General features: G+C 37.5%; 11 protein-coding genes. 3 read left to right on the forward strand and 8 right to left on the reverse strand.

What is annotated here, in order from left to right; genetic code table 11:
* Positions 1-45: 45 nt before the first annotated feature.
* From QXL17_05040 to QXL17_05050, 3 genes are all read right to left on the reverse strand, one after another.
* Positions 46-564, reverse strand: coding sequence for a hypothetical protein (locus QXL17_05040; GenBank protein MEM4258499.1), 519 nt, complete (start codon positions 562-564; stop codon positions 46-48).
* 185 nt (positions 565-749) lie between these two features.
* Positions 750-1943 (reverse strand): redox-regulated ATPase YchF, encoded by a 1194-nt coding sequence (locus QXL17_05045; GenBank protein MEM4258500.1) that lies wholly within the window; start codon positions 1941-1943, stop codon positions 750-752.
* Positions 1944-1952: 9 nt separating this feature from the next.
* Positions 1953-2867, reverse strand: a complete 915-nt coding sequence (locus tag QXL17_05050; protein ID MEM4258501.1) for a polymer-forming cytoskeletal protein — start codon at positions 2865-2867, stop codon at positions 1953-1955.
* A gap of 228 nt (positions 2868-3095) precedes the next feature.
* Between QXL17_05050 and lonB the strand changes: the two genes are divergently transcribed.
* From lonB to QXL17_05065, 3 genes are all read left to right on the forward strand, one after another.
* The gene (gene lonB, locus QXL17_05055; protein ID MEM4258502.1) at positions 3096-5090 is read left to right on the forward strand and encodes an ATP-dependent protease LonB; all 1995 of its coding nucleotides are present in this window, start codon (positions 3096-3098) and stop codon (positions 5088-5090) included.
* A 37-nt stretch (positions 5091-5127) separates the two neighbouring features.
* Complete coding sequence (locus QXL17_05060; GenBank protein ID MEM4258503.1) at positions 5128-5625, forward strand: nicotinamide-nucleotide adenylyltransferase; 498 nt, start codon at positions 5128-5130, stop codon at positions 5623-5625.
* A gap of 72 nt (positions 5626-5697) precedes the next feature.
* Positions 5698-6591 carry a UbiA family prenyltransferase gene (locus QXL17_05065; protein ID MEM4258504.1) on the forward strand — a complete coding sequence of 298 codons (894 nt, stop codon included), beginning with the start codon at positions 5698-5700 and terminating at the stop codon, positions 6589-6591.
* Here QXL17_05065 and QXL17_05070 read toward each other — a convergent pair.
* The 5 genes from QXL17_05070 to QXL17_05090 form a co-directional block, all read right to left on the reverse strand.
* Positions 6569-9739 carry a hypothetical protein gene (locus tag QXL17_05070; protein MEM4258505.1) on the reverse strand — a complete coding sequence of 1057 codons (3171 nt, stop codon included), beginning with the start codon at positions 9737-9739 and terminating at the stop codon, positions 6569-6571. The two genes, QXL17_05065 and QXL17_05070, sit on opposite strands and share 23 nt — an antisense overlap.
* 207 nt (positions 9740-9946) lie before the next feature.
* Positions 9947-10894 (reverse strand): UbiA family prenyltransferase, encoded by a 948-nt coding sequence (locus QXL17_05075; GenBank protein ID MEM4258506.1) that lies wholly within the window; start codon positions 10892-10894, stop codon positions 9947-9949.
* Between the two features lie 211 nt (positions 10895-11105).
* Complete coding sequence (locus QXL17_05080; protein ID MEM4258507.1) at positions 11106-12509, reverse strand: NAD(P)-binding protein; 1404 nt, start codon at positions 12507-12509, stop codon at positions 11106-11108.
* An 8-nt stretch (positions 12510-12517) separates the two neighbouring features.
* Positions 12518-13522, reverse strand: a complete 1005-nt coding sequence (locus tag QXL17_05085) for a UbiA prenyltransferase family protein (protein MEM4258508.1) — start codon at positions 13520-13522, stop codon at positions 12518-12520.
* Positions 13523-13568: 46 nt separating this feature from the next.
* Positions 13569-14582 (reverse strand): UbiA family prenyltransferase, encoded by a 1014-nt coding sequence (locus QXL17_05090; GenBank protein ID MEM4258509.1) that lies wholly within the window; start codon positions 14580-14582, stop codon positions 13569-13571.
* Positions 14583-14747 lie beyond the last annotated feature (165 nt).

The following is a 14747-nucleotide window of genomic DNA, read 5'->3' on the forward strand; positions in this document are numbered from 1 at the left end:
GTACACAGAAAAGAAAGAAGAGGTATAAAAACATCTTGGAAAAAGTTAGGATATTATTTTTTTCCGGTTGATTATTTTAATGATATCTTGAGCAATGACCCAGCCTATATAGCTCATGAAAAACGTTGAAAACCCCATAATACTGTAGATAATAGTTTCTTTAAATGGACTGATTCCTTGTTGGAAAAAAATCATGGTGACACCAACAGTGAAGTAGAGGAACATTATGAGTAAAAACCATCGTATCGATGTGATTTTTTTTAACAATAATGCAAGCGAGAATATTGGGGGAGTTCTGCGGTAGTTTTTTTTGTACAATACTGGGAGCGTGTTTTCCATGGTTTGAGCAATACTTGGAGGAGGAGTTATTGGGAGATCGGTTGGATATGGCCGTCGATATGGTTTTGGTCTTTGTTGTGGTGTAGTTTTCCATAAATATTTTTTTAGTTTTAAGAGTTTGATCATTGTTTTTCGGACAGTTAAAACAGGTAATAGAACGACAGATGCGTTATGATGTCTGAGCTTTCGCGAGAGCATCCTCTTGGTCGGTTTTCGTTTCTGCATGATTTTTTCCTCCTCAGTGAGATAATACTTTTTTAAGTGATCCCAGTATGAGAAATAATAACAGTCTTTAAAAACTTATTTTGTATCTGGATATGCACATAGTTTGCAGATATTTTGCAGATTCTTATTGATACATGTATGCAGTTTACTGTGCAGTTATTGAGACTATTGAAAAGATTTTTTTGTTATACATCAGCAATGATGCTAATGACGTCTCCATCGTTGAGCTGATGATCTGCACCGATGACTCGATGTGTTTTTGCGTCAATAGCACGGATGAAATGATCGCCGAGATCTGTGTGAACCTTGTATGCTAAATCACGTGCTGTAGCTGTTTTTGGGATAAGATATGCATCAGGAAGAATTCTTCCTTCTTTATCGGTGAGATGATGCGCATCTTCAACAGGATATACGACAATGAGATTGAGGAGATTTACCGCTGCTTCAATGCATTTTTGTACGCCGGTTGATCCATATTTTTTTAAAACATTTTCAGTGATGTATTCCAAGGCTTTTCGTTGTTTGTCAGACACAGCATCTGGATTAATAATGGAAAATGTACTATCTCCAGGGACATAGGTGATTATTTTTTTTTCAGCAGCATGCTGGAGAGCAAGTTCACTTTCAGCACTTGTTGGAATAACAATATAGCGTTCTAAGGAGCTCATTTTATTCATGCATTCCGCTGGTGCTTTATCTGATTTATTGAATGCGATGATCATCGGTTTACTTATTACTCGAATAGTGTCAGACAACATCAGGAGTTCTTGTTCACTCCATTGTGTTGGTTTAGTTAAATTAAGTTGTGTCTTCCGCAAGGCGTTATTGATGTGGTCTTCTTTAATACCTAGTCCTGTGAGTTTTTCTGCAAGCATTTTTTCTATTTTTTTTCCTTCAAGTTCGCATTGTCGTGCTGTTGCTTCCCAGCTTTTTTTGATGATTCCAAAAAACCAATACGTTATTTCTTTTTCTAAGAAGGATACATCAGCGAGAGGGTCGTGTGCTCCAACTATGCAGGTATTTCCTTCAGCGTCTGTTCCTCCTGATGCATCAACAATATGAATGAATGCATCTGCCTGTCTGAGATCATCGAGAAATTTATTACCAAGTCCTTTGCCTTTATGTGCATCGGGAACAAGCCCTGCAACATCAATCGCTTCGATTGGAACAAAACGTGTACCTTCTATGCATGGTGCGTTTCGTGGCGTGCATTTTTTTTGAAAATAGGTGCAAGGGCATGGTTTTCTGATATACATGACTCCTCGATTTGGGTTGATCGTTGTGAAAGGGTAGTTTGCAACTTCTGCATGGGCTTTTGTTGCTGCATTAAAAAACGTCGATTTGCCAACATTTGGTTTTCCAACAATTCCAATTTGCATGGTGTTTTTCTACTCCAATATCTTTTCTACTTGATCAACAATATCGACATCATGGTTGAATCTTTGTATTTTTTCTGTAGTTTTTGTATCGATAAAATTGACTCCGTGATGTGCTAATAGCGTTCCATGTACTGTAGCAGTTTTTGAAAGTTTGATTGATTCAGCTTGTATTTTTCCCTCAACATAGCTGTTGTCGTCGATCATTACTTCTCCTGTTGCAATGAGATTTCCTTGTGCTTTTACTTTTTTTCCACAGGTGATACTACCTGTAGCCTGGATCGTCCCACAAATAACTGATTCATCGCCAATGGTGACGTTTCCTTGTATTGTGTAATTTCCAAGGATTTTACAGTGTTTACCTATCGAAACATTGGTGTCGACCTGGGATTTTGTTGTTCCAATAATTGAATTATTTGGTATGAACAGAAAGAACTCAGAGATAGGAATAGTTGATTCGTTTTGTTGTTCAAGTTCTTGGAGTATTTTTTCTATTTCTTCACTTTTTCCCATCCGGAGCAACTGAATAAGATATATAAATATATATATAATCATTGGGATTGGACTTCGAATGTTAATCCAACCTTTTGCTTCAAATCCCTCGTTGATTTCGACGTCATCACCAACATCTAAATCTCCAGCAACAGACAGTTTCCCCTGAATTTTAACTTTTTCTCCGAGATAAATGTTTCCCCCACTGTTGATATTTCCATTAATCGTTGAAAAGATATCTATACGGATGTCATTACTTGCTTGTAATTCACCATCCAAGATTACATGCTCCCCGATAAAAATCCGCCCATCGGTTTTTATTCCAAATTGAACAAGCGATCTGTCGCCAATAATAACGTCACCTTTTGTAGCGATAATTCGTTCTTCAAAACAGGTTTTATCAGGAATTATCAGGGTTTTTCTATCAAAGGTCATTATCTTGCGATATCCTTTTATAGATTATAAACTCAGCGGAATTGCTACTTTTCTGAACGAAAAAATTCATATATAATTGGTATATACGTGCTTCAAATAATCATAAAAAACAATACTTGATTTCTAAAAGATAATAAATAGGATGTTAATTTGGTGTTCTCTGTGTCTGAAGAAAATATTGAAGAGATCCAATCATCTGAATCGGTAAAAGAGCTACCTCCTCCAGAGATATGGATCCAACAACAAAATTTTTCGACTACTGAATCTATCAAAGTTCCTGATAGCCTTATTGATCAGGTTATAGGTCAAGATAAAACTGTTGAAATTGTAAAAAAGGCTGCCGAACAAAAACGTCATGTTATGCTCATAGGTGATCCAGGAACTGGTAAATCTATGGTTGCACGGGCAATGACTGAGTTTTTACCTAAAGGAGAACTCGAGGATATTATAGCTTATCCAAATAATGATGATACTAACACACCACACATCCGTGTGGTACCTGGAGGAAAAGCTCAAGAAATCATAAAAATACAGCGAGATGAAGCAAAAAAGAAAGTAGAGCAGCAAAATAGCATCATTCTTTCATTTGTCCTTTTAATTGTTGTAATATCGTTTATCGGAGCGATTTATACAGAGCATTTTGAATATGCGATTTTTGGGATTATTGCTGCTGTAATGATTTGGCTTATTCTTGCTCGAGGTGGTTTTAACCAACGCAGGGAGCTTCAACAAGTCCCAAAAATCCTTGTTTCTCATGAAAAGACAGATTCTCCCCCGTTTATTGATGCTACGGCAGCTCATTCTGGTGCACTTCTCGGGGATGTACGTCATGATCCTTTTCAATCAGCAGGTCTTGAGACGCCACCTCATCAACTTGTTGAAGCAGGTGCGATCCATCGAGCACATAAAGGTGTTTTATACATCGATGAAATTAATACACTCAGCCTCCCGTCGCAGCAACATCTTTTAACTGCAATTCAAGAAAAAAAATTTCAGATTACTGGGCAATCTGAACGAAGTTTTGGAGCCATGGTAAAAACAGAGCCAGTTCCATGTGATTTTATTCTTGTCTCAGCAGGAAATCTCGATGCATTAAACGGTATGCATCCTGCGCTCAGATCTCGGATTCGAGGTTATGGGTATGAGATTTATATGAATAGTACCATGGTCGATTCAGAGGAAAATCGACAAAAACTTATTCGTTTTGTTGCTCAGGAAGTTAAAAAGGATGGAAAGATACCACATTTTGATAAAGAAGCAGTAGCTGAGATCATTCATGAAGCACAACGAAGAGCTGGACGAAAAGGTAAGTTATCGCTTCGTCTCCGTGAACTCGGTGGTCTTGTTCGGGTTGCTGGTGATATTGCGTTTGATCGTGGAGATAAAATTGTAACTAAACAACATGTTCTTCTTGCGAAAAAAACCGCTCGATCACTTGAACAACAAGTAGCAGATCGTGCTCTTGAATCGCAAAAAAGTTATCGTTCCTTCAAAACCAGTGGGGAAGAAATTGGAGTAGTCAATGGTCTTGCAGTTCATTCAGCAGATCCTTCTATGAGTGAGTTTTCCGGCTTAGTTCTACCGATTGTAGCAGAAGTTACCCCTGCTGGTTCCCAGTCGGAGGGAAAGGTAATTGCAACTGGTAAACTTGGTGAAATTGCAAAAGAATCAGTTCAGAATATATCTGCCATTATCAAAAAATATATGGGTCGTGATATTTCAAAACACGACATTCATATTCAATTCATTGGAACCTATGAAGGTGTTGAAGGAGATTCAGCAAGTATTTCATTGATTACCGCGGTGATTTCAGCTATGGAAAATGTTGCAGTTCGACAAGATGTTGCAATGACAGGATCAATAAGTATCCGCGGGACTGTTCTACCAATCGGTGGTGTTACTGCAAAAATTGAAGCAGCAGCAGAAGCAGGAATCAAAAAAGTCCTCATTCCAAAGCCAAATCTCAACGACGTTCTCATCGAAGATAAATACAAAGATAAAATCGAGATAATTCCTGTTGAGACACTTAATGATGTTCTTGAACATGCATTGGTTGGTGATGGTAAAGAGGAGTTGCTAAAAAAATTAAAAATTATGCGGCCGCCGATGATTCTTGGCAAAGTTGAACTTGAATCTGAAAAAAAGAAAGGTTCTTCATCTGCAAAAGTTAAAACTCGCCGAACCGATAAAAACCACGTTACTAACACACATTCAGAAGAGTGATAATGCTTTACATGACTGCATCGGATTGTAGGATCCTATGAATGCATTGTTTATTGGTCGTTTTCAACCATTCCATAATGGACATCTTCAAGTTATCCAACATATCTATAAAAAATATACGAACATCTTTATTGGTATTGGATCTTCTCAATACGCAAATACCAGAGATAATCCTTTTTCATATGAAGAGCGCAAACAAATGATTCATGAAGCGTTGTCGTATAATAACATAAAAAATTTTGAGATACTTCCGATACCAGATATTCATAACCCACCAAAGTGGGTTGATCATGTTACTTCAATAATTTCTAATTTTCAGGTTGTTATTACCAACAATGAATTGACAAAGCAATTATTTGAACAGCAAGGTTTTCCTGTTGTTAATACACCGCAGTTTCAGCGTCAGCTCTTTTCAGGCAAGGAAATTCGAAATAGAATGATTCATGATCAAGAATGGAAAACTCTTGTACCAAAACCTGTTGCAGATATTATTGTAAAAATTCAAGGTGTCGAACGTATTAAACAACTTTTTTGATAATGATTGTCTAGATATTTTTAAATACTTTGAAATTAAAAATTTTTTTATAGACTTGGAGGTAGTTTTTCTGTGAAAACGAAAATTCAAGGATTTATTGCACTGCTCCGTCCATTTACGCTTCTTGCACCGTTTATCGTCTCGATAAGTGTCATCATTGCGAGTTATGCATATTCGCAACGGTCAGATCTTGATATCTCTCAACTGTTAATCTTTCTCCTTCCTGCAAGTTTTTGTTTTGTGTTGCTTAATGGCGCTTCAAATGCATTGAATCAGGCCACTGATTTTATTGAAGATGCTATTTCAAAACCGTACCGCCCGATACCAAAAAAAATTTTATCACGAAAGGAAGTTTTGTTCTTCTCTTTCATCTTATATGTTTGCGCTCTTTTTGCATCATTATTTATTCATACTCTTTTTAGTTTCTTCATTCTTATTATTGCTTTTTTTTCAATAACCTACTCGTTACCACCTCGGATGAAGAAAAAACTTTTCATCAATCAGATTTGGGTTGCTGTTCCTCGTGGTTTCTGTGCCATTCTCGCCTCATGGAGTGTTTTTTCGGATCCGTTTCAACCAGTACCTCTTGTTATGGGTGGGGTCGCGACTCTTTTTCTAATTGGTGGAACGTCTGCAAAAGATATTATTGACGTAGAAGCGGATCGTGCTGTTGGAACAAAAACATTAGTCAATTATTTTGGAATTCAGAAGACAGCGATATTTTCATTAGTTTGTATGTCCAGTGCATTTTTGATGATTGTCCCAATGATTGTTTTTCAGATCATCCAACCATATTTTTTACCGCTAGGTATTTTTTTCCTCTTCGGTATTCTGATTAGCTGGTTGATGCTATATACTCATAAAAATAAAAACTATGAAAATACTTCAGCGTGGTCGCTTATGTATGGAACGTATTTTTTGTTCTCGTTGTTCTTTTCTTTTCTTACGGTTTTGCATACGTTCTAAAAATTTTTTTAATATCGTTGATGGTGAGCAGAAGTACGAGAATAAGACTGAAGACTATCGTATAGTATCCTACTGAAAAACCCCAGTGAGATTGAAGCATGGTTGGTGTTTCTCGAATAGTGATTCCGAGTATGCCTTCTCCTTGGAGACTTCCGACACTAATGCCACATATTTTTTCAGCAGCTACGGAAAAACCAATACCTACAGATCCAAGAATAATAAAGCTTCCTATAGTACAGATCAGGGAATATTGTTTTTTGTTAAGTATTTCAAGAAGGATACTTGTAGCGATCAGAAATAGTACGATTAGTAATGCTGTCAGGATGTATCCTAACGCATCTGTAAATATCATTGGTAGTTCAGCGATTTCATAACTTCGTTCCTGGTTGATAGATATGGTGTCAAACATAATGGGAGGATTGATAAACATTTTTGTTTCTCGCAGGATCGTTGAGTCAAGTGATACTCCATTCAGCATCCACCATGGTTGGATTAATGAAAAAATAATACATGCGATAATGATGAGTTTCACAAACATTGCATATGATATTTTTTTGATCACTGTTAAGCAGATAGACATGCAAAGTAGAGTAAATAGTCCTCCGAGAATGAAGAGAGGGAGTAGTGATTGTACTGAGGTTACTATTTTAATTTTTTGATGTGTGATTAATTCAACACTTGTAATTCCGATATTTTCTGTTTCAGCATAAACTTTTAGGGTATATCGTGCTGGTGGGAGTTGTATTTGGTGCTGAGTTGTCTGTGCAATAAGTTTGTCGTTGCGGAAGAAGTTTATTTTAGCATTTATATCTGGGATATTATTTCCATATTGATCAAAAAAATCGAGAATTAGATCATAACGTGCAGAAAACAAGAGTGAAAAATCGAGACCGTCATGTGGTATATTTATTTGTTTTTCATCTGAAAACGTATCGTATTGAATGTTTAATGTATATCTTCCGGTAGGAATTTTGATAAATCTATAGACGCCTGGTGATTGTTGTATCGAGTCAAAAATAATTATTTTTTGATCTTGCTGCAGTGTTGTTAGTAGAGGTGTCACTGGTACACCTGGGGGAAGACCTACGAGATCGGTTATGGTTACTGTTGGATCGTAGAGTGGACATGTAACTCGGAGTATAGCTTTTTTGACGGACTTATTAAGTTTTTGTTCATGTATAAGGATGTCTTTATACCACATTTTAACGGTATATGGCTCTCGGAGATTGAAAGGTACTTTGAGAGTACTCGTACCTGCAAGATCTGTGATGTTATGACTGTAGATATCTCCTTTTTTTGTGCAGATAACAACCGTAACATCTTGGATTGGATGGTTGTTTTGATCTCTGATTGTAACGTCGATGTTTTTTTCCCATGTGCAGAAGATATGTACCTTGGTAGGGCCATTTATAATAACTGTTTTCTCCCCAACGAGTATGTTTTGTTCATCGTTTTTTCTATATACTTTTATGAGATATCTTCCTTCTGCAAGGTCAGTGATTGTTTTCTGTGACTTATACAGCCAGGATCGGTTGGTTGTTGTTGCTGTGATAAGTTGTTCTTCTCTGTAGATTTCAAGTAACATTGTTGGAAGTTTTACACCTGTTTTTTTGACAAGGAGTGGAAATGAGAATCGAGTTCCTCCGAAATGAGTGATGATGGTAAGATTATATTTTTTCTGTTCTGGTTCAAACGTTGCATCGGGAGGTCCTGTTCTACTTTTTATAAGTTGTTGATAGAGAACCGCTTCATTTTGAACTGCAGGGTACCCTCCATGTTCTGAGCAGAATACTTCGGCGTCAAATTCTACTATCAGGTTCTTTGGTATATATACATCGTGAGCGTATCCTTTTTCATATGAATTTCTTCCAAAATTGATTGAGGCGTAATCTACTTCTGTTCCGAGAAAATTAAAATATTGTTTTACTGCAATTTTTACTTGTATGCCATCTCGTTCATCGGTACCTGAGCTTACAATACTTGTATTTGTTGCAAAAAGAACCCCGTATGCTTTGCCCTGTTTTCCGGCTCCATAGGAAATCCATGCTTGGCTCCCGAGATCAGCATCATCTTTGTATGATAGAATCCATTCTCGTACATTCGACGTTGGATTTTGGTTTATCCGGCATTCTTCAATCTGATTGTTCTTGTTATAAAAATGAACATATGGGTATATATTTCCGAAGTTTAAACGCTCTACAACAGGGTTTCGTGAAACAAATGAGACGATCGCTCCGTATCTCCCATCGACATTGTCGGTTCCTTGAACTAGTGCATTATCAAGCATTTCGTGTTTTACATGCACATCAATGCGTTTGTCGTCACCAGGATTATAGTAGTATTTATAGACAGCAGTTGTTCGAATATCTTTTTTTTCAGATTCGCTGATGATGCCAAAGCAAACCATAAGATTTCCATCGATAAAAATTTTTTTATGAATAAATCTTTGATCAGAAGAGCTTTCATCGGTTTCTTTAGTTCCATAGTAGTACGAAAAAGCAAAAGATACAATTGAATCTGCAGTAAAAATATCAAAATCTTTCATTCCTTTTTTTTGTTTTACAACGAGTTGGGAAAAAGGCCGGTCGAAAAGTTTTCCTTGTTGTCCGACGCCATAGATACATGTTCCGTCTTCCTCTATTTTGTAGTATTGGGCTTCAGCAGTAATATCAGCGATTGGTGATTCGATGTATTTGGCATCATTTACTGAAACATGGTCTTTATAGTTTGGGATTGGTGTTGGGATGTCGTGATAGTACACAAAATAGCGCTCGCTGCCATCAGCAAAAAAGGGAATAATAAAAACAACATTGCATCGGTTGATATGGTTTGCATCGATAAATACAAGATTGTATATTTGAGATTCAAGTTCATGCCATTGATTTCGATACCAGCAGCATATTCGTGTTGATGTTTCATTCGGATTCTTTGTCCAACACGGATACTGAAAAGATACTTCAATGTCAATTGGCTGATTTTTGGCATTTGTTACGTTTGTTGAAATCGGAAGATCAAGTTGTTGTGAGTATACCCATTGATTGTTCCAGTGAGGTGGAGTATCGTGGCGATCAGCACTGGATGGTAGATGCAACACTAACAAAAAAAAGAAAAAAATACTTATCATCTCTAGAGATATTTTTCGTTGCATATGTCATCTTCGTTAAATATGATTTAATATATATTCTTTAAATATACTAGTTGTTTTTATAATATAATAAGTTTTGTACAACTTATTTAGGTATCTGAGGAATGTTTGCCAATAAAACTCCCTTCTTTGGATCGATGTACAGATAGCATTTACGAACTTGGCGTGCTGTTCTCCGGGTTGTTACCTAGATTTTTTTGATACGCTGTTTTATATCACTCCGAGTCCACTAAAAATAATTAACGTTGCAAAACCTACTGCATAGAATAAATAGGTTACATACATAAGCGACCATGCATGAGTATTCTCTAAGGTTTTACTTTCACTGTGTTGTAGCATAAAATAAAAAATCAGGAGACTTGGTATGACAAAAAAAACTAATGGCCATAAGTAGGGAGGTAATCGGTTATAATAAATAAAGAGAGGTACCAACGCAAAAGGTAAAATGAGAAAGGGGAGTGAGATGTACGCTGCTTTTTTGATTCCAAAGGTGTTAATTAGCGTCCGTGTTCCTGTTTTTGTATCTGCTTCGGCGTCAACAATATCTTTTGTTGTCATTGCACCTATAAAAAAGACAAATGCAATGCCGCCGATCATCCAGGGTTCTTTTTGAAAAGGATCTCCAAAAACACTCCACGATGCAAGAATCCCAAGTAATCCGCGGTTGAGGGCAATCCATACTTGATTAAAAAAGAGATACTGTTTCATCCGAGGTGGAAGGGAGTAAACTACGGTAAATACCATGATGAGAAATACAAAGAAGCCAAACCAAAAATTAATCGTTAACCCGCGGAGTAATGCAAAGAAATATAAGATATAGGCGATACTTTGTGCCTCATCTCTAGTAATAACACCTCGAGGTATCGGGCGGTATGGTTTTGATATGATGTCTGCTTCAACATCGGTTGCCTGATTGAGAGCATTTGATGCAGCATTGAGAAATGCAAGAGTAAGCGCTGCTTGACCTATGGTAACCCACCAATCTGGATACATATCAAATCGTTCGTTGAAGACAAGACTTGCAAACATGATAAACATCGAAACAAAAAAAGGTGCGATAAGTGTAAACGGGCGGACAAGATCAATATACCCTCGGATTCTAATTGAGAGAAATCGTGGTTTTCCGTAGGGTTGTTTCATGGTTAGTTTCAGTGACATAGCATGACCAACGTTTTTTGTCCCCATTCATTAGTTATAAAGGTTCTGGTATGTTTGGGATGGTAGTATAAAAAGTGTTTTTATAGGTATATATAGTTTATGTTTTTCCAAGGGGGCCTGTCAACTTAAGGATTTAATCAAATGTCTTCTCTCCAGATAGTTTGTGTTGAAAAGATCTTAAGTTGACACTATCTTCCAAGGGGGTTGCATTCTATTGACTCTGGGAGGCGATTAGTTTGCTAAGGATTTTAGCTGAATTTACCGCGCAGTTTATACCGATGCCAGGTGCTTTGACGCAGTCTCCAATGAGATAAAAATTTGGTATGGGTGTTTGTATCTCTGGTTTCTGGTTATCAATTGTTTTTGCCACGCCATCAAGATGTGCGACAACAGGAAACAATTCCCAGTTTAAGTGATCTTGATAATTTGGGATGAGGTGGTTGATGTTTTTTTCGAGTAATCGTTTCAGGAGAGCTAAGGTCTGTGTATTCTTCGTCTCTTCAGGAGTACATATAATGTACGATTGGATTAAATATTGATTTGGTGGTGATAATTGTGATTCAGGTGATGCTGCCATGAAGTCGATCATACCAACAGCATCGTTTCCATCAACACCTATGTTTCGTTCGATGAAATGAAATGTTTTTCCAAGTAATTTCTCGTCGATTTTTTTAAGAGAATGGTAGGCACAGAGGCTTGCGGTTCCTGTAAGTTTTTGTAACGAAGATAGGTAGTGTTGCGGGAATACATCTCTTTTAATGAGGCAGGGGAGTTCTTGGACAAGGATGTTTGAAACGATTATGTCGAAAGGATAGGTTTGATTGTTTGCCTGGAGTGCTATTGCTTTTTGGTTTTGAAAAATAATTTGGTCAACTTGTGTATTTGTTTTGATTTCTCCACCGTTTTTTTGAATCGCTGTTGCGAGTTTATTGTTGATTGTACTAAGGCCTTTTTTTGGATATCCTACTGGTTTTGATCCTTTGATCAGATTTTTTTGAGATCGGAACATTTCGCCCGTACTGATTCGATCGAGATTGTTAACAGTTGTAATTGATCGTGAAAAAATTTCAAGGATGAGTTTCATGCTCCCTTTTCCGTATTTTTTTATAGTTTCTGTCATGGGGACAGAATCAAGTTTTTTCATAGTTTTTTCAGATGCGAGGAGTAATCGAAGTATCTTGGGTAATATCTTTATTTTCTCATATCGTGAAAGAAACGGAAAGTCGTATCCTTGTTCATGAATGAATCCTACGTTTGATTCAAGAGTATCTATGTGATCATCAAGCGTCGCAAGAACACTGTTGATATTTGAGAGTACTCCGCCGCCAATCGCATGGTATCCAAGATCAAGAGTGTAACCCTTGGTCAAGTCAGAAGAAAAAAGCGTAGCAAGATCAGGATTTGATGAATAAATATTCATGTGAAAACGGCTGAGTAACTGTTGATAGTTTTCAAGTTTACAGTTTTCTGGTTGAAATGAAAGTGCTCTCCCACCGATGATTGGTTCTTTTTCAAAGATGGTTACTTTGTGGCCTTGTCGTGAGAGGAGTGCCCCAGCGGTGAGACCACCGATTCCTGCGCCTATGATGCCAATGGAGTAGTGTTTTTGTGCCATAGTTTTTTTTACATCCGTGGTTTAAAGAGTTTTTCGCCAAATACCAGAGTCAAAAGGATATACCAAAGAATGGGAAAGATGATGAGGATAATTCCCTGCAGGTCTCCAATGAGCGGCATGATCATGATTGGGACGAGGGAGTAGCGGATAAATGATTGTATCCCTATGTATTTTCTGATGTGATCTCGATTGAAGATTTTTAGGCTGAGCAGTTTTATACTAAAGATGAAAACGAGCAGAAGACCGATGGTGAGTAGTACGAGATGCCAGATTGCGTAGGGATAATGAAACATAAAAAATGGTGCAAAAAATAGAATCGCTGAAAAGAGTCGTATGCTCAGAGCAAATATTTGAAATGAACGGGGGATGATCAGGTTTGTTCCATCTACTTTTACGCCAAGCGTGAGTGCGATGTTCTGTACCTTCATGAGGTGGTCGTGGTCAGCGTCTTTGATTCCGTTTTCTATTGCATTCATATACAGCAGATTTTCAAAGGTTAGGATGAAGACAATCCAGGTTATCGGTGTCGGCGCTCCAAAAGAGAGAGCACCAAAGAGAAACACCAAACCCATGGAGAGTGCAACGAGTAAGTCCGATGCAATGAATCTTTTTCCATAAATATCGTAGATACTCCCAAGGATCCCTGCAAGAACCATACAAATCGCTGCTGCGGTCTTGTAAGTGTCAATGATTTTGCCGTTCCAGAGTAGAATCATACTCAGAAATGCGAATAAAACACAGAGAAAACAGATGAAAATAGCGTTTTTCCGTGAGATATCACCACTGACGAGTGGTTTTCCGCTGAGTTCTTTTACCAGACGGTCGAGTTCGATATCAGCAAAATCGTTCAAAATGAAACCATAGATTGCTGCGCAAGCACCGATGATGAAGAGGAGAACCAACTGATAGATGTCGGTAACACCAACGGTTACCGCTCCGATAATTGGTGGTATTGCGAGACCACCTAATCCTGGGATTCGTAAGAGTCTGGCATACGCAACGATCTTGTTCATGAGAAAAACAAGAAAAAGATGGTCGTATATGAGTTTTTCTTAAAAGTTACATTGTTTTTGGTTGAAGTAGTGTTCCATGCAAAATGAGGTTAGATAAGATAAATCCTAGGGCAGGGAAGAATGCCAACAATCCAATCCACGGATTTTGAGTCATAAGCATAATGGGGACTAAAGCAAAATTAATCATATAATGACTGCCAATGTATTTTCGTGCTTTCATACGGTCAAAACGTTTCATTGATAGGAGTTTATGTGAGAGGAAAAACATGAACAGAGCGATGAAGATGAGAAGAATCCATTGTGCAACCTGGAAAAATGAGATCTGTAAGGATTCTTTGAGAATATAGAATGCAGTTCCAACCATAATAAAATCAACGAGTTGAAGTCCATAGGCAATTGCTTTGAAATTTTTTGATATGATAAGTTGGCTATCATAGATTCTCACACCAAGTTTCACTGCTAAGGTGTTTGCGCCGTGTTTGTAATCGTTTTCAATATCTTTCATACCACCAGCGATGATCTGCATATACAGTACTTGTATAGCACCAAGGATTCCAACGATCCATGTGATTGGTGTGAGTAGAGTGAGTTTTCCAGTAACGGTTAATGCTCCGTAGATAATTAAAAAGAAAATTCCAAGAGCAACAAAAATATCGGTAAATGGATATTTTTTACTAATGAGATCGTAGAGAGCAATGCATCCAGCAGAGAGGATGAGGATAACGAGTGGAAAATACTGATTTGTGGTATATGCTATGAAGCTGGCGATGAGAAAGGCAACAAACATAGCGGCAAATGCGAAGAGATAGGCATTTTTTTTGGTAATTGTTCCACTGACCAATGGTCGGTCACTGATTTCTTGAGATTGTGTATCCAGTGTGTAATCAATAATATCGTTAAATACAAAACCAAAGGTATGTCCAAAAAAACCAACAAGAAACAGCAGGAATAATATGAAAACATTGTAGTGACCCATGGCGAGGGCACCCATAACTGGTGAAACTCCTGTTAGAACTGCATTGAATGATCGTGCAAGTTTCAGATATTCTCGTATGTTCATAGCGCGTGCTTCTAAAAGAGCAAGGTCTATAAAAAAGAATCGTTTTGTTTGGCTTCATCCCGAAATAGATAATTAAGGAAGAAACATTCATTTTTTCATTGGATGGGACGCGCAAAGAAAAGGATTAATCCAACAGTTGCGAACCATGTGAACCGCAATTTCACC

Source organism: Candidatus Thermoplasmatota archaeon (assembly GCA_038884455.1).
Taxonomy (GTDB): domain Archaea; phylum Thermoplasmatota; class E2; order DHVEG-1; family DHVEG-1; genus JAWABU01.

Excerpts from the sequence above, each read along its gene's own strand:
- QXL17_05090 (MEM4258509.1), bottom strand. The coding sequence starts at position 14,582 with ATGAACATACGAGAATATCTGAAACTTGCACGATCATTCAATGCAGTT.
- QXL17_05080 (MEM4258507.1), bottom strand. The coding sequence starts at position 12,509 with ATGGCACAAAAACACTACTCCATTGGCATCATAGGCGCAGGAATCGGT.
- QXL17_05070 (MEM4258505.1), bottom strand. The coding sequence starts at position 9,739 with ATGCAACGAAAAATATCTCTAGAGATGATAAGTATTTTTTTCTTTTTT.
- QXL17_05050 (MEM4258501.1), bottom strand. The coding sequence starts at position 2,867 with ATGACCTTTGATAGAAAAACCCTGATAATTCCTGATAAAACCTGTTTT.
- QXL17_05075 (MEM4258506.1), bottom strand. The coding sequence starts at position 10,894 with ATGTCACTGAAACTAACCATGAAACAACCCTACGGAAAACCACGATTT.
- QXL17_05085 (MEM4258508.1), bottom strand. The coding sequence starts at position 13,522 with ATGAACAAGATCGTTGCGTATGCCAGACTCTTACGAATCCCAGGATTA.
- QXL17_05045 (MEM4258500.1), bottom strand. The coding sequence starts at position 1,943 with ATGCAAATTGGAATTGTTGGAAAACCAAATGTTGGCAAATCGACGTTT.
- QXL17_05040 (MEM4258499.1), bottom strand. The coding sequence starts at position 564 with ATGCAGAAACGAAAACCGACCAAGAGGATGCTCTCGCGAAAGCTCAGA.
- QXL17_05060 (MEM4258503.1), top strand. The coding sequence starts at position 5,128 with ATGAATGCATTGTTTATTGGTCGTTTTCAACCATTCCATAATGGACAT.